The organism is Corynebacterium glutamicum ATCC 13032, assembly GCF_000011325.1.
Classification (GTDB): Bacteria; Actinomycetota; Actinomycetes; order Mycobacteriales; family Mycobacteriaceae; genus Corynebacterium; species Corynebacterium glutamicum.
Map to the genome: position 1 here is coordinate 874049 of NC_003450.3, position 25967 is coordinate 900015.

Annotated in this window: 19 protein-coding genes and 1 tRNA gene; 8 read left to right on the top strand and 12 right to left on the bottom strand. The window is 55.5% G+C overall.

Annotated features, from left to right (window positions below; all coding sequences use genetic code 11):
* Positions 1-17: 17 nt before the first annotated feature.
* The 3 genes from CGL_RS04155 to serC all read right to left on the bottom strand — a co-directional run bounded on the left by CGL_RS04155 (position 18) and on the right by serC (position 3064).
* Positions 18-890: a DUF6928 family protein gene (locus CGL_RS04155; RefSeq protein ID WP_003858320.1), complete on the bottom strand. Its 873-nt coding sequence runs from the start codon at positions 888-890 to the stop codon at positions 18-20.
* 9 nt (positions 891-899) lie between these two features.
* Positions 900-1835, bottom strand: a complete 936-nt coding sequence (gene sepH / locus CGL_RS04160; protein WP_011013912.1) for a septation protein SepH — start codon at positions 1833-1835, stop codon at positions 900-902.
* A gap of 98 nt (positions 1836-1933) precedes the next feature.
* Complete coding sequence (gene serC, locus CGL_RS04165; RefSeq protein ID WP_011013913.1) at positions 1934-3064, bottom strand: phosphoserine transaminase; 1131 nt, start codon at positions 3062-3064, stop codon at positions 1934-1936.
* 725 nt (positions 3065-3789) lie between these two features.
* Between serC and CGL_RS04170 the strand changes: the two genes are divergently transcribed.
* Both CGL_RS04170 and fkpA read left to right on the top strand, forming a co-directional pair.
* Positions 3790-5103: a citrate synthase gene (locus CGL_RS04170; RefSeq protein ID WP_011013914.1), complete on the top strand. Its 1314-nt coding sequence runs from the start codon at positions 3790-3792 to the stop codon at positions 5101-5103.
* 124 nt (positions 5104-5227) lie between these two features.
* The gene (gene fkpA, locus CGL_RS04175) at positions 5228-5584 is read left to right on the top strand and encodes an FKBP-type peptidyl-prolyl cis-trans isomerase FkpA (protein WP_003858324.1); all 357 of its coding nucleotides are present in this window, start codon (positions 5228-5230) and stop codon (positions 5582-5584) included.
* Between the two features lie 6 nt (positions 5585-5590).
* Here fkpA and CGL_RS04180 read toward each other — a convergent pair whose 3' ends face one another.
* Positions 5591-7045 (bottom strand): acetyl-coenzyme A carboxylase carboxyl transferase subunits beta/alpha, encoded by a 1455-nt coding sequence (locus CGL_RS04180; RefSeq protein WP_011013915.1) that lies wholly within the window; start codon positions 7043-7045, stop codon positions 5591-5593.
* 553 nt (positions 7046-7598) lie between these two features.
* Between CGL_RS04180 and CGL_RS04185 the strand changes: the two genes are divergently transcribed.
* The 3 genes from CGL_RS04185 (at position 7599) to CGL_RS04195 (ending at position 10496) form a co-directional block, all read left to right on the top strand.
* Entirely contained in the window at positions 7599-7940 is a 342-nt protein-coding gene (locus CGL_RS04185; RefSeq protein WP_011265632.1) for a DUF485 domain-containing protein, read from the top strand.
* Positions 7941-7946: 6 nt separating this feature from the next.
* Positions 7947-9602: a solute symporter family protein gene (locus CGL_RS04190; RefSeq protein ID WP_011013917.1), complete on the top strand. Its 1656-nt coding sequence runs from the start codon at positions 7947-7949 to the stop codon at positions 9600-9602.
* A 117-nt stretch (positions 9603-9719) separates the two neighbouring features.
* Positions 9720-10496: a hypothetical protein gene (locus CGL_RS04195; RefSeq protein WP_011013918.1), complete on the top strand. Its 777-nt coding sequence runs from the start codon at positions 9720-9722 to the stop codon at positions 10494-10496.
* Position 10497: 1 nt separating this feature from the next.
* On the opposite strand, the gene CGL_RS04200 is transcribed toward CGL_RS04195, so the two are convergent.
* Complete coding sequence (locus CGL_RS04200; protein WP_011013919.1) at positions 10498-11340, bottom strand: DUF1906 domain-containing protein; 843 nt, start codon at positions 11338-11340, stop codon at positions 10498-10500.
* 283 nt (positions 11341-11623) lie between these two features.
* Between CGL_RS04200 and CGL_RS04205 the strand changes: the two genes are divergently transcribed.
* Together CGL_RS04205 and CGL_RS04210 are read left to right on the top strand one after the other, a co-directional pair.
* Positions 11624-20533 (top strand): type I polyketide synthase, encoded by an 8910-nt coding sequence (locus CGL_RS04205; protein WP_011013920.1) that lies wholly within the window; start codon positions 11624-11626, stop codon positions 20531-20533.
* A 121-nt stretch (positions 20534-20654) separates the two neighbouring features.
* Complete coding sequence (locus CGL_RS04210; protein WP_011013921.1) at positions 20655-21146, top strand: septum formation family protein; 492 nt, start codon at positions 20655-20657, stop codon at positions 21144-21146.
* Positions 21147-21544: 398 nt separating this feature from the next.
* Here CGL_RS04210 and CGL_RS04215 read toward each other — a convergent pair whose 3' ends face one another.
* The 3 genes from CGL_RS04215 to CGL_RS04225 form a co-directional block, all read right to left on the bottom strand.
* On the bottom strand, positions 21545-22594 hold the full coding sequence (locus tag CGL_RS04215; RefSeq protein WP_003862382.1) for an alpha/beta fold hydrolase: 1050 nt from the start codon (positions 22592-22594) through the stop codon (positions 21545-21547).
* Between the two features lie 73 nt (positions 22595-22667).
* Positions 22668-23096 carry a hypothetical protein gene (locus tag CGL_RS04220; protein ID WP_003862384.1) on the bottom strand — a complete coding sequence of 143 codons (429 nt, stop codon included), beginning with the start codon at positions 23094-23096 and terminating at the stop codon, positions 22668-22670.
* Between the two features lie 85 nt (positions 23097-23181).
* Positions 23182-23254: transfer RNA gene (locus tag CGL_RS04225), tRNA-Arg, on the bottom strand.
* A 120-nt stretch (positions 23255-23374) separates the two neighbouring features.
* Here CGL_RS04225 and CGL_RS04230 point away from each other — a divergent pair.
* Positions 23375-23644, top strand: coding sequence for a hypothetical protein (locus tag CGL_RS04230; protein ID WP_003862386.1), 270 nt, complete (start codon positions 23375-23377; stop codon positions 23642-23644).
* 31 nt (positions 23645-23675) lie between these two features.
* On the opposite strand, the gene CGL_RS04235 is transcribed toward CGL_RS04230, so the two are convergent.
* The 4 genes from CGL_RS04235 to CGL_RS04250 are packed head-to-tail and all read right to left on the bottom strand — an operon-like array spanning position 23676 to position 25960.
* Positions 23676-23915 (bottom strand): mycoredoxin, encoded by a 240-nt coding sequence (locus tag CGL_RS04235; RefSeq protein WP_011013923.1) that lies wholly within the window; start codon positions 23913-23915, stop codon positions 23676-23678.
* Positions 23916-23927: 12 nt separating this feature from the next.
* Complete coding sequence (locus CGL_RS04240; RefSeq protein ID WP_011013924.1) at positions 23928-24386, bottom strand: dihydrofolate reductase; 459 nt, start codon at positions 24384-24386, stop codon at positions 23928-23930.
* Complete coding sequence (locus CGL_RS04245) at positions 24383-25183, bottom strand: thymidylate synthase (protein ID WP_003862391.1); 801 nt, start codon at positions 25181-25183, stop codon at positions 24383-24385. Before CGL_RS04245 ends, CGL_RS04240 begins: the two co-directional genes overlap by 4 nt.
* An 18-nt stretch (positions 25184-25201) precedes the next feature.
* A complete protein-coding gene (locus CGL_RS04250; protein ID WP_003862394.1) occupies positions 25202-25960 on the bottom strand; it encodes a 3'(2'),5'-bisphosphate nucleotidase CysQ in 759 nt (252 codons plus the stop codon).
* Positions 25961-25967: the final 7 nt, after the last annotated feature.

Genomic DNA, 25967 nt, shown 5'->3' on the forward strand with positions numbered 1-25967 from the left:
AGCGCTAAGTAGTAGCGCTAGCGGTCAGTGTGGCGGAGTCTTTCCGCCATGTTTGACCCGAATTCGCGGCTGGCTCGCCACAGAGATTTACCAAATTTCTGTGCTGAGCTGGCCGCTTTTTTCGCGTTTGAGGTAATGCGCTTGGACACCACTCGATCGGGTGCCTCGTATTCTTCGTAGTCGTCGTAGAAGGCGGATTCGCGCAGTCCTAGCTTTTCGACGGCGGACCTTGTCACTTCCTCGCTGTTAATTATGCGGGGTGCAGCGATGCGCGGCTCGGGGCGACCATCGGTGGCATAGGCAACGACGTTGATGTCAGGGGAGGTGGTGGCGTCGAATCCGAGCCATGCACGTTGTGCTTCGTGGACTAGTTCGATGGGGTTGAAGGGCAACGACAGCGCAGTTTTCCGGGTGCCTTTTTTGCCTGCCCAGTAGGGGGTTTCAAAGCCGCCGGGGATGCCGTTGTCTTCGAAGACGCGCTCTTCATAGGCGATGAAGGATCGTTTGATCTCACCGTTGTAGATGTGTGCGAAGCCACCAAGGGTGGTTTCTTCATTGACGGCGAAAATGTAGACATCTGTTGCCGGGACGCTGCGCAGTAACCGAGGATTCAGCTTGGATAAAGAGGTGACATCTTCCAACACGGTTTGAATGATGGTGATGCCGGGAAAACCAGCGATGTAGAACTCGTTGGCACTAGCAGGAACGGATCTGTTGAGGGCGAACTGCCCGATGGGGGTAATTGGCCACGTTGGGTTGAGCTGTGCCAACAGTTTTCGGCCATATCCACGATCCGCCCGAGGTTCCGAGCGGATGATGGATTGGGGATCGGATGCGCTAACAAACCAGAGGGTGACGATCGCCGCGTTTTCTCCCAATTGACTTGGCATCAGCACATCCTATTTCTTCGGGCGCTTTGTGTTTGCGCGAACTCCTAAAAGAACATCTTCCCAGTGTGGGGTTACTGCTTTTCGACGCCTGTTGCGTGGGCCTTCCGCATCGACTTCAGGTTCGTTGTCGTTGGTGATTTCAGCAACGGCATCGGATTCTGAGTCTGGTGCGTCGTCAGGGCTTGGTACGGTGTCGAAAACATCGGTTTCGTCGTCGTACTGTTCCTGGGTGGAGTTTACGGACGTCAAGGTACGTACCGGCTGAATGAATTCAGGATCGATCAAATCGGCTGCGACTGGGGTCCGCGGATCAGCGGTGGGATTGCTGGTGTTGTGCAGGTTTAACGTCCACTCCGCGTAGTTGTCGCTGAGTCCTGCTTTCCAATCAACTCGCACGATCCACTGGTTGGTGGCGTCTTTGTAGGCGTCCCAGCGTGCTGTGGTGAGATCGTGGCCGCGAGTGGCAAACGCCGTTGCAAGAATTTCCCAGAGAGTCAGTTTTGCAGGACCATTTTCCCTGATGGGGTGTGATTGCTTAGCCAAGTCGGCAATGCGGGCACGTTCCAGCAAAACGGGGTGGGCATAGGGCTCAACGCGGGCTTCGGTGACGCCGATTTCTTCGGCTAATTCTTCGATGGTGGCGCCTGAGCGAACCCGAATCTGAATTTCGCGGGGTGACATCGTCAGGGGAGCGCTGATACGAGGGTCAATTTCTTTTTCCTCACGGGGCTCTTCTACCGCAGCGACCGGCTCTAGAACAGGAGGTGGGACCTCTTTGTGTTCTTCGGGTTCTGGGGCGCTCTTAATCTCGCTATGACCTGCAAGAATGGCGTGGAGTTCATCTGTTACAGCAATGAAAAATTCCTCAGCGCCGTCCTCTTCGGAGGTCTTGAAAACCAAGGATGATTCGGTGGAATCACCGCTGATCAGGAATATTTCCCGCATGTTGACTCCTTCTAGCTGGGTTAAGTGATCACCCAAGCTTAACTAAAAAACACCCCGTACTGGTGTAACTGTACGGGGTGTTTTTCAAAGTGGGGGTATTACTTCCTTGCAAAACCGCCATCGAGGATGAAGTCGATTGCTCCGGTGAGCTTTTCCACATCGGTGGAATCGATCGCTGGGAACATACCGATGCGCAGCTGGTTGCGTCCCAGCTTGCGGTAAGGCTCGGTGTCCAGGATGCCGTTTGCGCGCAGTATCTTAGCGATCACTGCTGCGTCGATGGAGTCATCGAAGTCGATGGTGCCGACAACGAGGGAGCGCTTAGCTGCATCTGCCACGTATGGGGATGCCTCCTCGCGAGCCTCAGCCCAGTTGTACAGGGCGGAGGAGCTTGCTGTGGTGCGAGCAACCATTCCATCCAGGCCGCCGTTGGAGTTCATCCACTTGACCTGGTTGTCCAGCATCAGCAAGGTAGCAACAGCTGGGGTGTTGTAGGTCTGGTTCTTCAGGGAGTTATCCACTGCGGTCTGCAGGTTGAGGAACTCAGGGATGAAGCGATCGGAAGCGTTGATCTTCTCGATGCGCTCGAGAGCTGCTGGGCTCATCGCTGCAAGCCACAGGCCACCGTCGGATGCGAAGCACTTCTGTGGGGAGAAGTAGTAAACATCGGAGTTCTTGATGTCTACTGGCAGTCCACCAGCGCCGGAGGTTGCGTCAATGGCAACCAGGGAGCCTTCAGAGCCTTCGGGGCGAAGAACTGGAACCATGGCGCCAGTGGAGGTTTCGTTGTGTGCCCATGCAATAACATCGGCGCCTTCGAATGCCTGTGGGGCCGGAGAGTCACCGGTTTCTGCGGTGACGATCTCTGGCTCGTCGAGCCAAGGAGCAAGCTTAGAAGCCTTTGCGAACTTGGAGGAGAACTCACCGAAAGAAAGGTGACCGGACTTCTTTTCAATGAGTCCGAAGGTTGCTGCATCCCAGAATGCGGTCGCACCACCTAGGGAAAGGATGATCTCGTAGCCTTCTGGAAGGGAGAAGAGGTCGGAGAGTCCCTCGCGGATTGAACCCACGACGTTTTTTACTGCCGGCTGACGGTGTGAGGTACCGATGACGGATGCGGATCCGTCGACAATAGCCTGAATCTGTTCTGGTCGAACCTTGGAAGGTCCGCAGCCGAAACGGCCGTCGCCAGGGATGAACTCAGAGGGCAGGGTGGGGAAGTCGGTCATGTCTTCGGGCAACTTTCTGCGCTTGGAAGTAAAAGGGCCAGGGATCGTTAACGATCTGACCCAACAACTATAACCCTGAAGCTGTCAGTTCCTAGCACCCTAGATTCTTCACGCAGTCTCCCAAACGATGAAAAACGCCCAAAACTGGCGACACCGAACTATTGAAAACGCGGGGATTAGTTGACCAGCCACCAATTTGGGGGTAGCTCAAAGTTTTGCAAAGTTTTCAATTTCTAGGTTGTTAATATCCCCTGAGGTTGCGTTATAGGGTGGCGAATTGCATGGGGAAAGCTACTCGGCACCCATCCTTGTCGCGTGCATCACAAACTTTGCTAAACTGTGCACCAGTCCACTTATTGTGGGATTTTTAATGCCTTAAAGGCCAGCATTTTCACCCTCTAGCGGGGTTGAATGCTGGCCTTGAGGGTGCAGAACTAAATAGCAGCACATCGGCACAATTGATCTGAGTTCTATTGGCGTGACCGTGGCTACTGATTACGGTGGCTGTGGGTGGTCGGGAATGATGTAACCAACGTGATTGTGGGGGAATTGGCTCTCACTTCGGATATGGCTAAACCGCATTTATCGGTATAGCGTGTTAACCGGACCAGATTGGGAAAGAAATGTGTCGAGTAACAAAAACTGACATGCGCTTGGCGCATCCCAGTTGGTAAGAATAAACGGGACTACTTCCGTAATCCGGAAGAGTTTTTTTCCGAACAAATATGTTTGAAAGGGATATCGTGGCTACTGATAACAACAAGGCTGTCCTGCACTACCCCGGTGGCGAGTTCGAAATGGACATCATCGAGGCTTCTGAGGGTAACAACGGTGTTGTCCTGGGCAAGATGCTGTCTGAGACTGGACTGATCACTTTTGACCCAGGTTATGTGAGCACTGGCTCCACCGAGTCGAAGATCACCTACATCGATGGCGATGCGGGAATCCTGCGTTACCGCGGCTATGACATCGCTGATCTGGCTGAGAATGCCACCTTCAACGAGGTTTCTTACCTACTTATCAACGGTGAGCTACCAACCCCAGATGAGCTTCACAAGTTTAACGACGAGATTCGCCACCACACCCTTCTGGACGAGGACTTCAAGTCCCAGTTCAACGTGTTCCCACGCGACGCTCACCCAATGGCAACCTTGGCTTCCTCGGTTAACATTTTGTCTACCTACTACCAGGACCAGCTGAACCCACTCGATGAGGCACAGCTTGATAAGGCAACCGTTCGCCTCATGGCAAAGGTTCCAATGCTGGCTGCGTACGCACACCGCGCACGCAAGGGTGCTCCTTACATGTACCCAGACAACTCCCTCAATGCGCGTGAGAACTTCCTGCGCATGATGTTCGGTTACCCAACCGAGCCATACGAGATCGACCCAATCATGGTCAAGGCTCTGGACAAGCTGCTCATCCTGCACGCTGACCACGAGCAGAACTGCTCCACCTCCACCGTTCGTATGATCGGTTCCGCACAGGCCAACATGTTTGTCTCCATCGCTGGTGGCATCAACGCTCTGTCCGGCCCACTGCACGGTGGCGCAAACCAGGCTGTTCTGGAGATGCTCGAAGACATCAAGAGCAACCACGGTGGCGACGCAACCGAGTTCATGAACAAGGTCAAGAACAAGGAAGACGGCGTCCGCCTCATGGGCTTCGGACACCGCGTTTACAAGAACTACGATCCACGTGCAGCAATCGTCAAGGAGACCGCACACGAGATCCTCGAGCACCTCGGTGGCGACGATCTTCTGGATCTGGCAATCAAGCTGGAAGAAATTGCACTGGCTGATGATTACTTCATCTCCCGCAAGCTCTACCCGAACGTAGACTTCTACACCGGCCTGATCTACCGCGCAATGGGCTTCCCAACTGACTTCTTCACCGTATTGTTCGCAATCGGTCGTCTGCCAGGATGGATCGCTCACTACCGCGAGCAGCTCGGTGCAGCAGGCAACAAGATCAACCGCCCACGCCAGGTCTACACCGGCAACGAATCCCGCAAGTTGGTTCCTCGCGAGGAGCGCTAAATTTAGCGGATGATTCTCGTTCAACTTCGGCCGAAGCCACTTCGTCTGTCATAATGACAGGGATGGTTTCGGCCGTTTTTGCATGAAACCAAAAAATACGATTTTCAAGGAGCATGTACAGCACATGGAAAAGCCACAGATTGAGCTACCGGTCGGTCCAGCACCGGAAGATCTCGTAATCTCTGACATCATCGTTGGCGAAGGAGCAGAAGCCCGCCCAGGTGGAGAAGTTGAGGTCCACTATGTGGGCGTTGACTTTGAAACCGGCGAGGAGTTTGACTCTTCCTGGGATCGTGGACAGACCAGCCAGTTCCCACTCAACGGCCTCATTGCAGGTTGGCAAGAGGGAATTCCAGGCATGAAGGTCGGCGGACGTCGTCAGCTGACCATTCCGCCAGAGGCTGCTTACGGCCCTGAGGGTTCCGGCCACCCACTGTCTGGCCGTACCCTGGTGTTCATCATCGATTTGATCAGCGCATAATTTTCTTTACTGCGCTAAACGCTCAAATCGTGTGAAGCGACTGTCGCGTCCCGCCCTCTCCGGATTGTTATCCAATTCGGAGAGGGCGTTGCTGATTGTGCCGAGAATTTCTTCAACAAAGTGCTCGGTTTCGGCGACGATCCCGTCGATAAGCCCTTGGCTTAAAAGTGCGTGCGCCTGCACGCCTTGTCGCTCTATGATTTCCGCGGCGTGGTTGGTGTCGCGGAAGAGGATGGCCGAGGCGCCCTCTGGTGGCAATGCGGACAGCCACGCGTTTTCGGCCGCGTAGACCAGATCGGCGGGCAGCATGGCCAGCGCGCCACCGCCAACGCCCTGACCAATAATGACCGAAACGGTGGGGAGGGGAGCGTCGATAAGCTTGGACAAGGTGCGCGCAATCGAGCTTGCGATGCCGAGCTCCTCAGCCGCCTGCGACAATTCGGCGCCGGAGGTGTCGATGATGGACACGATCGGCAGGTTTAGCTCGCGCGCCAGCGAAATGCCACGACGCGCAAAACGCAGCTCCTGCGGCCCAAGCGTGAAGCGGCGATCCTGCCCAATCAGCACCACGGGCCGGCCCCCGATGCGCGCCAGGGCAACGCGCACAGCCGGGCTCAATGCGCCAGCACGCGCACCAGAAAGCTTGACGACGTCTGCCCCCAACGTTTCCATAATCTCCCCGATTCCAGGCCTCTGCGGGTCACGAGAACGCGCAATCGCCTCCATCACCGGAAGTGCCACGCCAGGAGTTGTTGGAGAAAAACGATCCGTTGCCTCTACCGGCTGAATAACCTTGAGGGTTTTTGCCACCGCTGCACGCAATTGGAGTGGCGACACAATTCCATCAATCACACCAGTTTTCACCAAATTCTCCGCCTGCTGCACACCGTCTGGAAGCGCATGCCCAGTGGTTAACTCCACCACGCGAGGACCCAGGAAACCTATCTGCGCGCCGGGTTCCGCAAAAGTGAGATGCCCAGATGAACCCCACGAGGCCATGGCGCCACCCATCGTGGGATTGCGCAAATACACCAGGAACGGCAAATGCGCCTCGCGGTGACGCTGCACAGCCGCGGTTATGGACACCATCATGACAAAAGCTCGATTGTCTTCCTGCATGCGCGCACCACCGGAAGCAGGGGAGACCAGCAGTGGGAGTTTCAGCTCTGTGGCGCGGTGAATCGCCTTCATGATGCGCACCGACGCGACCGTGCCCAAAGAACCGCCGAGGAAGGAAAAATCGGACAAAATAACGGCTACCGGAATGCCCTCCACGGTGCCTTCTCCAGTAATTACCGATTCATCGCATTTGGCCTTGCTTCGAGCCCGCTCCAAGGTCTCTGCATAGCCTTGATTGAGGTTGTCATATTGGGGAGTTTCATTCCAAGAAATGAAGCTGTCAGGGTCCAAAACCGAGTCTATGAGCGTCAATGCTGAAGTGTGTTCCATGCCCCACACCATAGTCGGAAAACGCTTCTCCACGGCCGAAAAATGGCTTTGTTAATTAATTCGAATGTCTCTGCATACCTATTTAGAGGCGGAAGATCTAAGCCCAATTTAGGCTATCGATTGCGTAAAAAATGACGGATTATGCGTTTCATCTCACAAAACTACTTTTGCCTAGACGTCCCGAACATAGCCTAAAACCGGACAGAATGGTGACGTGTGAAGCCCGTTAACTATTGCACTGTTGTGTTTGCAATCTTTGCAAAAGGGGTATTTCGGGGTAAAGAGGGGGTAGATCGGGAACTTTTATAAATGCAGGTAAAACACTACTTTTAAGTTTAAGTTAAGATATTGGGGGGAGTGAGTTTTCCAAATCGCTATCGCATTGCAATGTGAGTTAGGTAACTTCACATTCACACGTTTAGCTGTGATCGACAACATACTTCGTGGTCGTCGGCCAGATGTGGTGAGAAACATATAAGTTGCTTTATTTTAAAGCCGGCATTGCTTAGAGAGTGGCCGATCACCGACTCCCGCTCGAGGGATATGAAAGCGAGATAAGTTTCCAGTGAATGCAGAACAAATCACCCAGGGGCGTCGCCAGCCGACGGCTCAAGAGTTTCGGGACATGCAGGCGAGCCCAGAATTTGGAGAGCTCCGCAGCAAGTTCCGTTCCTTTGCTTTCCCAATGACCGTTGCCTTCTTCTTGTGGTACGTCGTCTACGTTCTGGTTGCATCCTTTGCATCAGAGTGGATGGCAACCCCAGTTTTCGGCGCAATCAACATTGGCCTAATCTTCGGCTTCCTTCAGTTCGTAACCACATTCGTCATTACTTACATCTATGTCATGTTTGCGAACAAGAACTTGGAGCCTCGTCAGGCTGCTATTCGCCAGAAGATGGAAGGTTAATCAGATATGAATTCCACTATTCTCCTTGCACAAGACGCTGTTTCTGAGGGCGTCGGTAATCCGATTCTTAACATCAGTGTCTTCGTCGTCTTCATTATTGTGACGATGACCGTGGTGCTTCGCGTGGGCAAGAGCACCAGCGAATCCACCGACTTCTACACCGGTGGTGCTTCCTTCTCCGGAACCCAGAACGGTCTGGCTATCGCAGGTGACTACCTGTCTGCAGCGTCCTTCCTCGGAATCGTTGGTGCAATTTCACTCAACGGTTACGACGGATTCCTTTACTCCATCGGCTTCTTCGTCGCATGGCTTGTTGCACTGCTGCTCGTGGCAGAGCCACTTCGTAACGTGGGCCGCTTCACCATGGCTGACGTGCTGTCCTTCCGACTGCGTCAGAAACCAGTCCGCGTCGCTGCGGCCTGCGGTACCCTCGCGGTTACCCTCTTTTACTTGATCGCTCAGATGGCTGGTGCAGGTTCGCTTGTGTCCGTTCTGCTGGACATCCACGAGTTCAAGTGGCAGGCAGTTGTTGTCGGTATCGTTGGCATTGTCATGATCGCCTACGTTCTTCTTGGCGGTATGAAGGGCACCACATACGTTCAGATGATTAAGGCAGTTCTGCTGGTCGGTGGCGTTGCCATTATGACCGTTCTGACCTTCGTCAAGGTGTCTGGTGGCCTGACCACCCTTTTAAATGACGCTGTTGAGAAGCACGCCGCTTCAGATTACGCTGCCACCAAGGGGTACGATCCAACCCAGATCCTGGAGCCTGGTCTGCAGTACGGTGCAACTCTGACCACTCAGCTGGACTTCATTTCCTTGGCTCTCGCTCTGTGTCTTGGAACCGCTGGTCTGCCACACGTTCTGATGCGCTTCTACACCGTTCCTACCGCCAAGGAAGCACGTAAGTCTGTGACCTGGGCTATCGTCCTCATTGGTGCGTTCTACCTGATGACCCTGGTCCTTGGTTACGGCGCTGCGGCACTGGTCGGTCCAGACCGCGTCATTGCCGCACCAGGTGCTGCTAATGCTGCTGCTCCTCTGCTGGCCTTCGAGCTTGGTGGTTCCATCTTCATGGCGCTGATTTCCGCAGTTGCGTTCGCTACCGTTCTCGCCGTGGTCGCAGGTCTTGCAATTACCGCATCCGCTGCTGTTGGTCACGACATCTACAACGCTGTTATCCGCAACGGTCAGTCCACCGAAGCGGAGCAGGTCCGAGTATCCCGCATCACCGTTGTCGTCATTGGCCTGATTTCCATTGTCCTGGGAATTCTTGCAATGACCCAGAACGTTGCGTTCCTCGTGGCCCTGGCCTTCGCAGTTGCAGCATCCGCTAACCTGCCAACCATCCTGTACTCCCTGTACTGGAAGAAGTTCAACACCACCGGCGCTGTGGCCGCTATCTACACCGGTCTCATCTCCGCGCTGCTGCTGATCTTCCTGTCCCCAGCAGTCTCCGGTAATGACAGCGCAATGGTTCCAGGTGCAGACTGGGCAATCTTCCCACTGAAGAACCCAGGCCTCGTCTCCATCCCACTGGCATTCATCGCTGGTTGGATCGGCACTTTGGTTGGCAAGCCAGACAACATGGATGATCTTGCTGCCGAAATGGAAGTTCGTTCCCTCACCGGTGTCGGTGTTGAAAAGGCTGTTGATCACTAAATCTAGTTTCTGAAGTTATTTAAACCGCCCACTCTCCAGTCGGAGGATGGGCGGTTTTCGCATGCAGTACTATTAGTGGACGTGTCAAGAACTTCTAAGGTTCACCCGGGATGGCGGGTGTCTACTGTCCTTTTAGCAGGAGTAGTTATTATTGGCGGAATTTTTACTCTCCCTCAGAAGGAGGAAGTAAAGGTTTCCGAATTGCAGCCACAGGCCAGCGCTGCATCCATCCCGTCTTCATCTTCCACAGCTGGGAAAGCAGTGGAAGAAAGCCCTCTAACGCAGTTTGTGGAAAACTCGACAGGCTCCCAAATTACGTACATGAGCCTGAAAGACGATTTCCATACTGGCACGTCTACGGAACGTTTTGCGCGCCCAGCGTTAAGTTTGTCTAAGCTCTACATCGCTGAATATGTGCTCGAGCACGGCACGAATAATGAGAAGTCTTTGGCGATGGAAATGATCAAAGATTCCTCCGACGTATCCGCCGAAATCTTGTATGAGGCGTACCCAGAATCAATTGAGGAGATTGCGGATCAATACGGATTGCTCTCCACAAGGGGAGACGCGCACTGGGGATACTCGGTGACATCCACTTACGATTTGGTGAAATTTGTCAGCGCTCTCATTATCGATGATCCAGATTCACCGATCCTTGAAGCGATGCGTAATGCCAGCGCAGTCGCGGCTGACGGTTATCCGCAAGACTGGGGGACAGCGGTGCTTGATGAGGCAGAAGGATCCAAATGGGGATGGTCTGATGATCTCATGCTGCACTCCTCTGTGACCTTTGGCGAAGACTATGTTGTGGCAGCTGCTGTGACTGGATCAAAAGAAGACCTCACCCAATTGGTGGAAAACCAATTGGGTGAGGTTGTGAGTCAGCACGGCTAGTTTAGCTAGATAGGGTGCCAAGAATCTTGATTACTTGGTTGATGGTGTCAGCATCAATTCCAGTACCTGTTCCCGTGTTGGAGTTTCCAGGAATGGTGGGGATGGCATCGTCAACCGCGTTGCCTGGGGTCCACTGACCCCAGTCGTCTGCATAGACATTGTTCATGTCGATGCCGACTCCGTCGAGGGTGTCCTTATCAATGCGGATCTGGTGGATGGTGGTGCGTGGGTGGATCTTTCCTTCTGATCCCCAGTTGTGCATCCAGAAGAATTCTCCAAGGCCGTCGGCGATAGCCCAATTAATGACGTTGTAGTTGCCGTAGACACCTAACTGGTAGCCGGCAGCGGACAGCGCAACATTGAATGCCTGGAGGTAGGGGCGAATCTGATTGGTGTATTCAGACCAGCTTGGGTTGTCGTCGATCGCCACGTAGATGGGGCGATTTTTAGGGCCACCAGCTGCCACGTGAAGCGCAATTGCCTGTGGAGCGTGGGTTGCCGCTCCTGCGGCGCCGTTCTTCCAATCGGCGGTCTCTGCCTTTCCGTATTGATAGACGGATGCGGTTTTGAGGCCGTTTTGTTCAAAAGCTCGGGTTTCTGCCAGTGTGACTGGCTTGCCGATCATCCAGGATTCAGTGCCGGGGCGTCGCTGTGACACGTAACGGACAGCTCCAAGGTGCCCTGCATTTTTAATGGATGCTGCGCTGGGGACGCCTGCTGCGTAGTCGATGACGGTGCCCTTGATTGCTCCAAGGGCGTTGGCCTTTGGCATAAACATGCTGGCAGCGCCGATAGTGGCAAGTCCTGTGGTGGCTTTTAAGAAGCCTCGGCGGTTTATTTGCATGTCCAAAAGTTCTCCCAAAAATAAGTATTAATCCCACCAGTAACAGTGGTTAACAATAACAACACTCATTTAAAAGGGCTAGGGGTGGGATTTTTCGACCTTTAACGACACCGTTATCTTGTGATGTTGCTCACGGTGAAAGGTTTGTTTCCTGCAAAAACAAGAAATTGCCAGAAAAACATGAGGGTTTAGTCATCTATTTCGGCTACGCTCACGTAACCTACGCATTCGTAAGTGGTCATGGGTCCAAGAAGCCCATTCCAAGACTTAGGAGCTTTATTTCGTGAGTATTTCTTCACTGACACCGCTGCACTCTTTCAAAGAGCCAGCAATTCTGTACGCCGGTCAGGCTTCTGCCTGGCAGCAGGTGATCGCTGATTCCAGCGAAGACCACATCACCGCAACGCACCTGCGCGAGCTCCTGTCTCGCTCCCGTGCAAAGACTGCACCTTTCGCTCGCCAAATCACCGCCATCGTGCCTGGCTCACTTGCTCGTCTTGAGGAACTGACCCGCGAAGACGCACAAATCGGTGCAGACATCGACGCACAGCCTGCCGTTTCCATTCCAGGCATTCTGCTGGGACAGATCGCTGCAACCCGTCAGCTGCGTGACCTCGGACTCGATGTCGCAGCAGCTTCCCGCCTTGGACACTCCCAGGGCATTTTGGGCGTTGAAGCAGTAGACAATGAAGAAGACGTTTTAGCTTTCGCCATCCTGCTGGGCGCAGCAGCTTCCCAGTTCGCTGGCAAGGGCGCACATATGCTCTCTGTTCGCGGCCTGTCCCGTGAGATCATCCAGGACACCATCGCTGGTGTCGATGGGGTAGAGGTCTCCCTGCGCAACGCTCGTGCACACTTTGTTGTCTCTGGTAAGCCAGAGGCACTGAAGAAGGCTGCTGCTGCTCTACAGCGCGCAGCTGATGTTTACAACGAAGACATCAACGAAAAGCGCAAGGGTGGATCCCTGGCAGAGCCTAAGTTTGACTACTTGGATGTGGCCATTCCTTTCCACCACTCCTCCATGCAGGACGCAGCCGACTTGGCTGTCGAGTGGGCAACCACCTGTGGCCTAAACGTCAACGCGCGCGCGTTGGCAGAAGCAATTCTAGTTAACCCAGCTGACTGGGTTGAGCAGATCGCAAACCTCAAGGCTGATTACGTTCTTTCCCTCGATGCAGGCGTCAGCCGTTTCACCGCTCCATTGCTAGACGGTCGCGGAATCTCTTTGGTTCCTGCGTTCTCCGCTGCAGAGCGCGACAACTTGGCTCGCCCTGGCTTCCACGTTCCTACCGCTGAGGATTGGTCCGAGTTCGCTCCAAAGCTGGTTAAGCTTCCAAACGGTGAGCACAAGGTTCTCACCGGGTTCTCCCGCCTGACTGGTTATTCCCCAATCGTCCTGGCTGGCATGACCCCAACCACCGTTGATCCTGAGATCGTTGCAGCTGCAGCGAACGCTGGACACTGGGCCGAAATGGCCGGTGGCGGACAGTACTCTGAAGAAGTCTTCACCAAGAACAAGGAAAAGCTCGTTTCCCTGCTCAAGGTTGGACGCTCCGCACAGTTCAACTCCATGTTCTTCGACCGCTACATGTGGAACCTGCAGTTCGGTGCACAGCGCATCGTTTCCAAGGCACGTGCAACCGGTACCTCCATCAACGGTGTTGTTGTCTCCGCTGGTATCCCAGAGGTTGAGGAAGCAACTGAGCTGATCAACGATCTGAACGCTGATGGCTTCCCATACGTTGCATTCAAGCCAGGCACCGTGGATCAGATCCGCGCAACCCTGAAGATTGCTGATGCAAACCCAGAGACCAAGATCATCATCCAGATCGAGGACGGACACGCTGGTGGCCACCACTCCTGGGTCAACTTGGACGATCTGCTCCTGACCACCTACGCAGAGCTGCGTTCCCGCAAGAACGTTGTCGTCATGATCGGTGGCGGCATCGGAACCCCTGCAAAGGCTGCTTACTACCTGACCGGTGAATGGTCCACCGATTTGGGCTTCCCAGCAATGCCAGTGGACGGCATCCTCGTGGGTACCGCTGCCATGGCAACCAAGGAAGCAACCACTTCTCCTCAGGTCAAGCAGGCACTGGTCGACACCCCAGGTGTTGATCCACACGACGCTGGCGGCTGGGTTGGCCGTGGCGATGCTCGTGGTGGCGTGACCTCTGGTCTGTCACACCTGCACGCTGACATGTACGAGCTGGACAACGATTCTGCTGCAGCTTCCCGCCTGATCTCTTCCATCGATTCTGATGATTACGCAGATCACCGCGAAGAGCTCATCGAGGCTATCAACAAGACCGCTAAGCCTTTCTTCGGCGAGGTCGAAGAGATGACTTACGCAGAGTGGATCCAGCGTTGGGTTGAGCTTGCTTACCCAACTCAGGACCCAACCTGGGATGATCGTTTCCTCGATTTGGTTCACCGCATTGAAGCTCGTCTCAACGAGGCAGAGCACGGCGCCATCACCACACTGTTCCCAGACCATGCGTCTGTGGAAAATGAGGAAGAGGCCGTCGAAAAGCTTCTTGCTGCTTACCCGCAGGCCCGCGAGATCCAGGTCTCTGCGCGCGACGCCGCGTGGTTTATTGGTCTGTGCCGCAAGCACCACAAGCCTATGCCTTGGGTTCCAGCAATCGATGCTGACCTAGCACGCTGGTGGGGCCTTGACACCCTGTGGCAGTCCCAGAACGAGCGCTACGGCGCGAACTCAGTCCGCGTTATCCCAGGACCAGTCTCCGTCGCCGGCATCGACCGTGTTGACGAGCCAGTTGCAGAGCTGCTCGGCCGCTTCGAAGCTGCCTGCGTTGACGCTCTCGACGGCGAGCCAGAAGAGATCTTCGCTCGCCTCAATGAGTCCAAGAACGAGCGCGAATTCCTGCTGGCTACCCCACACATCGTGTGGCACGGCAACCTGATCGACAACCCAGCTCACGTCCTCAACGAGGGTGCTTTCGAGCTCATCGAGGAGGATGGCTACTGGGTCATCCGTATCCTGGCTGATTCCTACTTCGACGATCTGCCAGTTGAGCAGCGCCCATACCTGGTTCAGCATGTTGACATCCCAGTTGAGCTGGGTGACGCTGTTGCAACCGGTGGCTCCCCAGTTGTTTCCCGTGAGAAGCTGCCTGAGTCTGTCTTCGCACTTCTTGCTGGCGTTGCTGGTGTTGGATCTGTTTCCGCTGCTGGCGATGAGATCAAGGCACTTCCAGAGGCAGTTCAGGACGGCACCCCATTCGGCACCGTCCGCGATTCTTTCACCCTGCCTGCATCCCTGCTGACCGCACACACCGCAGTCACCGGCGCAGCGCTGGAAGCACACAACGTTGGCACCCCAGACGTCCTGATGGGCGCTTGCTGGCCAGCAATCTACGCGGCCCTAGGCACCGGTAAGCTCTCCGATGGCTATCCAGTCATCGAAGGCCTGCTCAACGCAGTCCACCTGGATCACCTTCTTGATCTGCGCATCCCACTCGAGGAGCTGGCAAACGGCCGCACCATCGATGTTGAGGCACGCACCGACTCCATCGAAGAGTCCGCATCCGGCCGTATCGTTACCGTGCGCATCGTGCTCACCACCGAAGGCGAAGTAGCAGCCAAGCTGGTTACCCGCTTCGCAATTCGTGGACGCATCACCACCAACGAAATGGCTGCACCAGCAGATTCCTACGGCGCACGCGACGAAGTTGTCGAGGCAACCCCTCGTTCCTTCATCCGCCAGGCAACTGTTTCTGCACCTGCAGACATGACCCCATTCGCCATGGTTTCTGGTGACTACAACCCAATTCACACCTCTGACAACGCTGCAAAGCTTGTTGGCCTGGACGCAGCTCTTGTCCACGGCATGTGGCTGTCCGCTACCGCACAGCACCTCGCTGGTCTTGGCTCTGAGGTCATTGGTTGGACCTACTCCATGTACGGCATGGTTCAGCTCAACGACGTTGTTGACATCACCGTCGAGCGTGTTGGCCGCGCAGGTCTGAAGCCTGCATACGAGGTCACCTGCCGCATTGATGGCAACGTTGTCTCCCGCGGACAGGCACTGCTCAAGGCTCCTTCCACCGCTTATGTTTACCCAGGCCAGGGCATCCAGGCTAAGGGCATGGGCCAGGGCGATCGCACCGCAAGCGCAGAGGCTCGCGCTGTGTGGGAGCGTGCAGATGCACACACCCGCGCAAACCTGGGCTTCTCCATCCAGCAGGTCATTGATGAAAACCCAACTGAGCTGAAGGTCGGGGACACCACCTTCGTGCACCCAGCTGGCGTTTTGAACCTCACCCAGTTCACGCAGGTCGCGCTCGCCGTGGTTGCCTACGCTCAGACCGAGCGCCTCAAGGCTGCAAACGCAATTGTCGACGGCTCCCTCTACGCAGGCCACTCCCTCGGCGAGTACACCGCACTGGCATCCTTGGGCAACATCTTCGAACTCGAAGGCGTCATCGACGTTGTGTTCTCCCGCGGTTCCGCAATGCACTCCCTGGTTCCACGTGATGAGAAGGGCCGTTCCAACTACGGTCTTGCCGCATTCCGTCCGAACATGATCAACGTTGCAGCCACCGAGGTGGAGAACTGGGTTGACCGTGTCGCTGAAGAATCCGGCGAATTCCTGCAGATCGTTAACTACAACGTTGATGGCCAGCAGTACGCAGTCGCAGGTACCTTGGCTGGCCTGAAGGCCCTCAAGGCTTCTGCATCTGCAAACCCACGTGCTTACGTGAACATTCCAGGCATTGACGTGCCATTCCACTCCAGCGTCCTGCGCCCAGGCGTTCCTGCTTTCGCAGAGAAGCTGGACGAGCTGCTGCCAGAGACCATCGACATTGATGCTCTTCGCGGCCGCTACATCCCGAACCTGGTTGCTCGTCCTTTCGAGCTCACCCAGAGCTTCGTGGATGCCATCCTTGCTGTTGTTCCATCCGAGCGCCTCAAGGGCATCAAGGTGGAGGACACCGACGAGAACACCCTGGCACGTCTGCTCCTCATCGAGCTGCTGTCTTGGCAGTTCGCATCCCCTGTGCGTTGGATCGAAACCCAGGCTCTGATCATCGATACCGTCGATCAGATCATCGAGGTCGGCTTGGCAGCATCGCCAACCCTGACCAACCTGGCACTGCGCACCATGGATGTCATTGGCAAGTCCCGCCCAGTATTCAACGTGGAGCGCGACCAGGACACCGTTATGCTCAACGATGTTCGCCAGGCACCTGTTGCTGAGGTTGAAGAAGAAGCAGTTGAGGAAGCACCTGCAGCAGCCGCAGCTCCAGCAGCTGAGGCACCAGTTGCTGCAGCTCCAGTAGCCGCAGCCGCACCTGCACCTGTTGGAAACGCACCTGAACTGAAGTTCAACGCTGCCAATGCCATCATGGTTCTCTTCGCTGTCCAGAACAAGATCAACATTGATCAGATCACCGCAGCGGATACCTCTGAGACCCTGACCAACGGTGTGTCCTCACGCCGTAACCAGATGCTCATGGACATGTCCACCGAGCTGTCCGTCCCAACCATCGACGGCGCAGCTGACGCTGACGTAGCTACCCTGCAGGGACGTGTTGTCACCGCAGCTCCTGGCTACAAGCCTTTCGGACCAGTTCTTTCCGAGACCGTTCGTGCACGTCTTCGCGCACTGACCGGTGCAGCAGGTCTGAAGACCTCCTACATCGGCGATCGCGTGACCGGCACCTGGGGACTTCCAGAAAGCTGGACCGCACACGTTGAGGTTGAATTGCTGCTGGGCACCCGCGAAGGCGAGTCCGTCCGCGGCGGCAACCTGGGTAGCCTGCCTGCTAACGCATCCAGCAAGGGCGACGTCGATGCGCTTATCGACGCAGCCGTGCAGAATGTTGCTGCAGCCAACGGCACCAGCGTCTCCATGTCCTCCGGCGGTGCAGCTTCAGGTGGCGGAGTTGTTGATTCCGCAGCACTTGATGCCTACGCATCCACCGTCACTGGTGAAGAAGGCGTCCTGGCAAACGTTGCTCGCGGCATCCTGTCTCAGCTTGGTCTCGACACCAAGGACGAGGTTGAAGGCGCAGAGATCGACACCGAACTCTACGACGCTGTCGAAGCAGAACTGGGCACCGGCTGGCTGAAGCTTGTCACCCCAGTGTTCTCCGCTGATCGTGCGATCTTGTTCGACGACCGTTGGGCATCTGCACGTGAAGATCTGGCACGCCTTGCCAACGGCGAGGATATTGCCGTCGAGCGCTTTGCTGGAACGGGGGAGACCGTCGTCAAGCAAGCTGCATGGTGGGCTGAGCACGTTGAAGACACCGCTCTCGCTGCAACCCTGAAGCAGGTTTCCGAGGTGGCTGCGAAGCCAGCCAACGAGCCACACATCGACGATGTTGCGCTGGTTACCGGTGCGGCTCCTGAGTCGATCGCCGGTGCAGTTGCGGCTCGCCTGCTGTCCCAGGGCGCGACCGTCATTCTCACCGCATCGAACGTCTCCCAGGCGCGTAAGGAATACGCACGCAAGCTCTACGCTGCGAACGCAACCCCTAACGCAAAGCTGTGGATTGTTCCTGCGAACATGTCCTCCTACCGCGATGTTGATGCAGTCATCGATTGGATCGGCAACGAGCAGCGCGTCACCGTCGGCAGCACCGTCACCGTGACCAAGCCAGCTCTGACCCCAACCCTTGCGTACCCATTCGCAGCTCCATCCGTATCCGGTACCTTGGCGGATGCAGGCCCACAGGCTGAAAACCAGGCACGCCTGCTCCTCTGGTCCGTGGAGCGCACCATCGCAGGACTTGCAGATCTTGCATCCCGCGGTGTCGATGGACGCGTCCACGTTGTACTCCCAGGTTCCCCGAACCGCGGAATGTTCGGTGGCGACGGCGCTTACGGCGAAGTCAAGGCTGCTTTCGACGCCATCCTTGCCAAGTGGGGCTCCGAGACCGGCTGGCCACAGTTTGTCTCCCTCGCACAGGCACGCATCGGCTGGGTCGCAGGCACCGGCCTCATGGGTCGCAACGACGTGCTCATCCCTGCCGCTGAAAAGCTGGGCATCCACGTCTACACCCCTGAAGAGATCTCTTCCGAACTGCTGGGTCTTGCATCCGCAGAATCCCGCGAAAAGGCTCTGGAAGCACCGATCGATTACGACCTGACCGGTGGACTTTCCGGTGGCGTATCCATCGCAGCACTGGCAGCATCCCTCGAGTCCGACGCAGTAGAGACCACCTCTGCAGCAGAAGACACCATCAAGGCGCTTCCATCACCTAAGCACCCAGAGCAGCCAGTGGGCACGCCAGTTGGAGAGGTCAAGACCGATCTCGAAGACATGGTTGTCATGGTTGGCGTTGGCGAAGTCTCCTCATGGGGCTCCGGACGTACCCGCTTCGAAGCTGAGTACGGCATCCAGCGCGACGGCTCCGTTGACCTCACCGCAGCAGGCGTCCTTGAGCTTGCATGGATGATGGGTCTGATCTCCTGGAGCGAAGATCCAAAGCCAGCCTGGTACGACGCTGACGGCACCGAAGTGCCTGAAGAAGAGATCTACGAGCGCTTCCGCGACGAAGTCATCGCACGATGCGGTGTTCGTGAGCTTGTCGACGACGCATTCCTCGTCGACGGCGGCTCCCTCGACGCAGCTGAAGTCTTCCTCGACCGCGACATCTCCTTCTCCGTAACCTCTGCTGAAGAAGCACAGGCCTACGTCGATGCAGATGCTTCCGTGACCGTTGAAGAAGCAGACGGCGAATGGATCGTGACCAAGAAGAAGGGCTCCACCTCCTTCGTGCCACGCAAGGCAACCCTGACCCGCTCCGTAGCAGGCCAGCTGCCAACCGACTTCGACCCTGCCAAGTGGGGTATCCCAGCCTCCATGATCGATGCACTCGACAACATCGCAGCGTGGAACCTGGTCACTGCAGTCGACGCCTTCCTGTCCTCCGGCTTCAGCCCAGCAGAACTCCTGCAGTCCATCCACCCAGCTGACGTGTCCTCCACCCAGGGCACCGGTATCGGTGGCATGCAGTCCCTACGCAAGCTGTTCGTCAACCGCTTCCTCGGCCAGGATCGTCCATCCGACATCCTCCAGGAGACCCTGCCAAACGTTGTGGCTGCACACACCATGCAGTCCTACGTCGGTGGCTACGGCCAGATGATCCACCCAGTGGCAGCATGTGCAACCGCAGCTGTCTCCGTGGAAGAAGGCGTGGACAAGATCCGCCTCAACAAGGCAGATTTCGTTGTCGCCGGTGGTATCGATGACATCCAGGTTGAATCCCTGACCGGCTTCGGTGACATGAACGCCACCGCAGACACCCAGGCAATGCTGGACAAGGGCATCGACCCACGCTTCATCTCCCGCGCAAACGATCGACGTCGCGCAGGCTTCCTCGAAGCAGCAGGTGGCGGTACCGTCCTCCTGGCACGTGCATCCGTTGCTGCTGAACTGGGACTGCCAGTTCTCGCAGTTGTTGCACACGCACAGTCCTACGCCGATGGTGCTCACACCTCCATCCCAGCACCGGGACTTGGCGCACTGGGTGCAGCACGTGGTGGCAAGAAGTCCGTACTTGCTCGCGAACTGAACAAATTGGGTCTGACCCCAGATGACGTTCGCGTGGTCTCGAAGCACGACACCTCCACCAACGCCAACGATCCAAACGAGTCCGAGCTGCACAACCTGCTGTGGAAGACCATTGGACGCGAAGCCGACAACCCGATGTTCGTCGTCTCCCAGAAGTCCCTTACCGGACACTCAAAGGGCGGTGCAGCACTCTTCCAGATCGGTGGACTTGTCTCCATCCTGGAAACCGGCAAGCTGCCACAGAACGCATCCCTTGACTGCGTTGACCCAGAGATGGAAGCAAAGGGCGAGAACTTCGTCTGGCTGCGCAAGCCACTGGATCTCGGCGCAGGCTCCATTAAGGCCGGCGTACTTACCTCACTGGGCTTCGGCCACGTGGCTGCAGTCGTCGTGCTGGCAACCAGCGGCATCTTCGAGCAGGCAATGCGCAACGCAGGCCTCGACGTCGAAGCATGGCGTGCACGCGCAACCCAGCGCCTGCGCACCGGTGCAAACCGCCTAGAAGCTGGCATGGTTGGCCGAGCACCATTGTTCGAGCAGGTCGACGGACGTCGCCTGCCAGAGCATGGCGCTCACCAAGCAGAGATCAACTTGCTTATCGACGCTGACGCTCGCCTCGGTGCTGACGGCATCTACCAGGGCTAAACGTTAGATAGCTAAGAAAGCTGCATTCCCTAACGGGAATGCAGCTTTTTGTGTTCCTAGTGCAAATCGAAATCTCATGTGATTTACTTAAAACCTAATTAAATCTACTATCGGAGATCTCATGAAACTTCTCAAGTTTGCTGCAGCAGGAACCTTCGCACTAGCCCTGGCTGGCTGCACACAGACTGAGTCTCTCGTAGCAACAATCGAATCTGCAACCTCTGCAGCACAGGCATCCGGAAACGACGTAGAAGGAGACCAAACCTCCGCGTTCGAACTCTCCGTTGGCGAATGCTTCAACGACACCTACGAAGAAGAAATCTCCGAAGTACCCATCGTCGACTGCGCAGAACCTCACGACAACGAGATCTACTACCTCTACGACATCGAAGGCGACGACTTCCCAACCGACATCACCACCACAGGCTACGAAGGCTGCCTCCCAACATTTGAAGGCTTCGTAGGAGCTCCTTACGAAACCTCCATCTACGAGGTCTACCCAATGACCCCAACCTTTGGCTCCTGGACAAACGGCGACCGCGAGGTAGTGTGCTCCGTGTACTTGGCCACCGGTGAGCAGATGACCGGAACCGCAGCAGGAACCGCGCAGTAGATTTTGGATAGGGAATTTTGAGCTACCAAAAATTGTTAGAAGACTTCATCACAGAAGCACGGGATATTACAGATTCCATGATTGCCAATGCGCAGCGTTACGGCATCATCGACAGCAATCCCCGGGGTGAAAAATCCTTGAATTCGGTAGCTTCAAAATTTTGAAGAGGAGGACTTCACCAAAGAATCCTTAGCGTTATTCTTTGGTGAAGGGTTGGTTCGAGTCCACGGCGGTCAATGGAAGATCATGGCCGGTGAAAGAACTGAAAACCTCCAAATCTCACTTGTCTTTTACGTGGACTTCGGAGAAAAGGGAGGAACACTCCCATATGGGACCATCAACTATTTCTCAGATAGCCAGGATCCCACTGGGCTGAAAAGGCTCTTTGACATCAGTGTTTAGCTCTCGAACAGCTCTTTCAGATTTTTGTCGATCTGTGGGATGTAATTCTCAGAGACGTTAAAAAGCCCAAGGTGACCGGCGATGTCTTCGATCACTCGAAGCTCGCTGCCTGGGATGAGTGCTTGTTCTGCGGCACAGTCACGAACAGGAAAGAACATGTCCTCGCTGATGGGCATAACGAAGGTCTTAGCCTTCACTCGGCCAAGAGCCGCTGCCAAGTCGCCGCCGGTGTGGCGAGAGACATCGCCATGCTGCCACTTCCAAGCGTTGTTGAGCAAGGTATTAGGATCCATGGACATGAACAGCGGATCCAGGAAGTCCGCGAGCACTGACTCCTTACTTTCAAGTCCCAGGCGACGCCATGCCTCCTGCTTCCAGAACTCTGTGGAAAATCCCATGGCAGCCCAAAGATGCGATTGACGGCGAAGTCCATCAGCTACCTCTTCATGGGAGGAGTATTCGCCGCCATTGAACCCTGGATCGGCCTCAACGGTCTCATTAAGAGTCTGGGTGAAGATGAAATCATGAGGAGTGTTCTTCGCAGTGCCCGCGATCGGAGCTGCTCGATGAACTTGGTCAGGGAAGCGAACAATCCACTCATAGGTTTGCTGCGCACCCATCGAACCACCAACGACGGCAAAGAGCTCGGTAATACCAAACTCTTGGCGCAAGAGCCGGTCCTGGGCAACGACATCATCACCAATGCGAACATTCGGGAACTTGGACATCGAGATGCTGTCATCAGCCGTGTTGGCAGGGGAGACCGACAAACCATTACCGATTTGGTTGATGGAGATGATGAAATACTTTGATGGATCCAGCGCATGATCAGTGCCGATGTACTGCTGGAACCAGGTCTGATGGGTTCCGGAGTACCACGTCGGAATGAGGATGGCGTTGGACTTGTCCTCGTTGAGCGTTCCAGCTGTAGCGTAAGCCAACCAGCAATCCTCAATCACACCCCCTTCTTCGAGTTCGAGCCGGCCAATGGAAGCGGTTTCGTATGGGCCCTGAACCTCTGCGGTGTAAAAACTATTGTCGAGCATGAAAACTCCTAACAGTATGGGGTGTAGGTCACAATATACGACAAAGTTAATCTACGGAACACTCGGGCTTTGATCAAGGGTGTACAGACTCGAGAATCCAGCCATCGTTAGCGGTGAATTCCAGCGTTGCAGCAGTGGGGAAGAGCGTGAAGTCAATCCTTGGTTCAGAGCAAAAGTCGAGGTTTGACCTGCGATATCGCACCCATTTGTATTCGCCCGTGTCACTTTTTAGGAGAAGAAAATTGGTTTGTTCGTCTGGCCACTTATCTGGCCAGGGGGTATCTCCGACGTCAAGTTCCGCCTTCGCATAGTCACTTGGCGTGTAGGGGCAAACGACTGCAAATTCGGACCATTGATCGTTGTAAATGTCGTTGAGGGAAACTTGAGCTGTAGCTGTCTCAATGGAGGTGAGATAACTGGAAAGCTCGTCGTTTGCCCCACACGCGGTGAGCGTGAGCAATGCGGCGGACAGGCCGATGGCTCTCTTCGGGCTCTGTAGCATGATCTACAGTGTACGTAAGCGTGTATTTTTGCACTTTGGAGGAAATGATGAACCCCCATTGATGCAGTTCAATGGGGGTAAATTGTGCCCTGGAGAGGAATCGAACCTCCGACACCCGCTTTAGGAGAGCGGTGCTCTATCCACTGAGCTACCAAGGCGTACCGAACTAGATTACAACACGCGGGGGTGGGAAGAAAAAGAGGGGGTTGCTTTTGCTTCGACAAGCTGTTTCCACAGGTAAGGTGGGAGTTAATACTTCCCGACCTTAAGGAGCAGAAATGACCAGGTATAAGCCTTCGTTCCATGATGTGCAGCGTCGTCCAATTGTGGTCAATCAGATCACTAAAGATAGTGTTCCAGTGCTGGCGGTTGATGAGATCCAAGATGATGGAACGCCTCGCCGGATTATGCTGCTCAACAAGTATGATGCCAAGCAGTTGAGTGCGGCATGTGACCGTTATTTGCAGGAGATTTTCTCCGCGACATTTGCGGGAGTTAATACGGATTTGTCTCCCGATGATATGGCCAAACTGTTTGGTGATGAATAAGAAAAAAGAGCCGAAAGGCTCTTTTTTGCGTTTAGGCTAATGCTTCGATTTTGGCGATTACTTCCGCAGCTAGGGGATTAGTTGCGTGGGTGCCATCGGAGTAGCGCACGGTTGGGACGATGCGGTTGCCGTCGTTGACTGACTTAACCCACTCGCCGGCTTCCTCATCTTGGTCGACGTCGATGAGGTCGTACTCTTGGCCGTCGAGACCTTTGAGGAGGGATCGGCAGTAAGGGCACCAATCTGTGGCGTAAATGGTTACGTTGCTCATGTTGTTTGCTCCTTAAACCTTGATGTAGCGCTGGAACTTGTAACGATACTCGCCTGAGGTAAACCACTCGGATTCGTCATCGAGGTTGAAGTTCGCCGGGATTTCGGGTGCGTAGACGGGAGTGGAAACATCGAAGGTGGCGTCGATAAGCGTTATTTCTAAAACGTCGGCGCTGCCGACGGTGGCCTTGTAGACCTCGCCGCCGCCCATGATCCAGCCGCTTTTAGGGATTTCGGTGACCACTGTGCCGCCGGCGGACCAGTCGCCGGGCTCGCGTGAGGAGAGAATGAAGTTCTCGCGGCCGGGAAGCGGCTTGAACGGCAAAGACTCCCACGTGCGACGACCCATGATGACCGGCTGGCCCATGGTGGTTTTCTTGAAGTGTTTGAGGTCTTCCGGGATGTGCCAGGGCATGTCGGTGCCGTCGCCGATGATGCCGTCGCGGCCTTGTGCCCAAATCGCACCGATCATACGGCGACCTTGCCGCGGATCAATGGGTGTGGATCGTAGCCGGACACGGTGATGTCATCGAAGCTGTACTCAAACATGGACGCTGCCTTGTTGAGCTCCAAGGTGGGGTAGGGGCGAGCTTCGCGGCTCAGCTGCTCCGCGACCTGTTCCTTGTGGTTGTCATAAATGTGGCAGTCGCCGCCAGTCCAAATGAACTCGCCGACTTCCAAGCCTGCCTGCTGGGCAAACATGTGGGTGAGCAGTGCATAAGATGCGATGTTGAAAGGCACACCCAGGAACATGTCCGCAGAACGCTGGTAGAGCTGGCAAGACAGTTTGCCATCGGCGACATAGAGCTGGAAAAGCAAGTGACAAGGGGGAAGAGCCATGTTTTCAAGCTCGGAAACATTCCACGCCGAGACAATATTGCGACGTGAATCAGGGTTGTTTCGCAGAGTTTCTAAAGCACCTGAGATCTGGTCAATGTGACGACCATCAGGGGTTGGCCAAGAACGCCACTGGACACCATAAACAGGGCCCAGCTCGCCGTCCTCATCTGCCCATTCATTCCAAATGCGGATGTTGTTATCCTGCAGCCATTTGACGTTGGAATCCCCCTGAAGGAACCACAAAAGCTCACCCACAACAGAGTGGAAATGGACCTTCTTGGTGGTCAGAAGGGGAAAACCTTCATTGAGATCAAAGCGGATTTGTTGTCCGAATAAAGAAGTAGTGCCGGTGCCGGTGCGGTCGTCCTTGTGGGACCCTTCTTCAGCAATCTTCCGAAGAAGGTCTTCATAAGGCGTTGGAACAGTCATGCCGTCATCATAACAGCGTTAGTAAGTTCCATTCTCCTCGTAGAACTTCGCGCACATCTCGAGAAGTTCATCTGCAAGTTCAGGGCGACAGATCAAGATGTCTGGCATGTAGGTGTCTTTGTTGTTGTAGGTCAGCTCGGAACCGTCGAGCCTGGAGCAGTGCAAGCCTGCTGCCTTGCAGACGCCGACTGGTGCTGCGGAATCCCACTCGTATTGGCCGCCGGCGTGGATGTAGGCGTCGTAGTCACCGAGGAGAACGTGCATTGCTTTAGCGCCTGCGGATCCAAGGGCCTTGGTTTCAAAGCCGAGCTGCTCTGCGCAAGATAGAGCAACCTTTGGTGGGCGGTTGTGGGAGATGGCGATGACCTTGGAGTAAGGGCCAGTCACGGCGCGGGCATCAGCGGAGTGGAACACCACGCCAAGGTCGGGGAGGCCAACAGCGGCGTGGGTGGGAACACCGTTTTCTACCAGTGCGATGTGTACTGCCCAGTCCTGGCGGCCGGTGGCGAATTCTTTGGTGCCGTCGAGGGGATCGATGATCCACACGCGGTCCTTGGATAGGCGGTCTGGGTTGTCGGCGGCTTCTTCAGACAGGAATCCATCGTTGGGGCGGTGCTGCTCCAACACTCGAGCAATCCAACTTTGTGCGAGTTCGTCGCCGGCATCACCGAGATTCCGACCTCTTAACACCCCAACATTGCGGACACCTTTGAGGATTTCTCCGGTGCCTTGGGCGAGACGATGGGTGAGGATCGAATCATCAATCTGAGCAGTCATGTTCTCA

Excerpts from the sequence above, each read along its gene's own strand:
- CGL_RS04155 (WP_003858320.1), bottom strand. The coding sequence starts at position 890 with ATGCCAAGTCAATTGGGAGAAAACGCGGCGATCGTCACCCTCTGGTTT.
- sepH (WP_011013912.1), bottom strand. The coding sequence starts at position 1,835 with ATGCGGGAAATATTCCTGATCAGCGGTGATTCCACCGAATCATCCTTG.
- serC (WP_011013913.1), bottom strand. The coding sequence starts at position 3,064 with ATGACCGACTTCCCCACCCTGCCCTCTGAGTTCATCCCTGGCGACGGC.
- CGL_RS04170 (WP_011013914.1), top strand. The coding sequence starts at position 3,790 with ATGTTTGAAAGGGATATCGTGGCTACTGATAACAACAAGGCTGTCCTG.
- fkpA (WP_003858324.1), top strand. The coding sequence starts at position 5,228 with ATGGAAAAGCCACAGATTGAGCTACCGGTCGGTCCAGCACCGGAAGAT.
- CGL_RS04180 (WP_011013915.1), bottom strand. The coding sequence starts at position 7,045 with ATGGTGTGGGGCATGGAACACACTTCAGCATTGACGCTCATAGACTCG.
- CGL_RS04190 (WP_011013917.1), top strand. The coding sequence starts at position 7,947 with ATGAATTCCACTATTCTCCTTGCACAAGACGCTGTTTCTGAGGGCGTC.
- CGL_RS04200 (WP_011013919.1), bottom strand. The coding sequence starts at position 11,340 with ATGCAAATAAACCGCCGAGGCTTCTTAAAAGCCACCACAGGACTTGCC.
- CGL_RS04210 (WP_011013921.1), top strand. The coding sequence starts at position 20,655 with ATGAAACTTCTCAAGTTTGCTGCAGCAGGAACCTTCGCACTAGCCCTG.
- CGL_RS04215 (WP_003862382.1), bottom strand. The coding sequence starts at position 22,594 with ATGCTCGACAATAGTTTTTACACCGCAGAGGTTCAGGGCCCATACGAA.
- CGL_RS04220 (WP_003862384.1), bottom strand. The coding sequence starts at position 23,096 with ATGCTACAGAGCCCGAAGAGAGCCATCGGCCTGTCCGCCGCATTGCTC.
- CGL_RS04230 (WP_003862386.1), top strand. The coding sequence starts at position 23,375 with ATGACCAGGTATAAGCCTTCGTTCCATGATGTGCAGCGTCGTCCAATT.
- CGL_RS04235 (WP_011013923.1), bottom strand. The coding sequence starts at position 23,915 with ATGAGCAACGTAACCATTTACGCCACAGATTGGTGCCCTTACTGCCGA.
- CGL_RS04240 (WP_011013924.1), bottom strand. The coding sequence starts at position 24,386 with ATGATCGGTGCGATTTGGGCACAAGGCCGCGACGGCATCATCGGCGAC.
- CGL_RS04245 (WP_003862391.1), bottom strand. The coding sequence starts at position 25,183 with ATGACTGTTCCAACGCCTTATGAAGACCTTCTTCGGAAGATTGCTGAA.
- CGL_RS04250 (WP_003862394.1), bottom strand. The coding sequence starts at position 25,960 with ATGACTGCTCAGATTGATGATTCGATCCTCACCCATCGTCTCGCCCAA.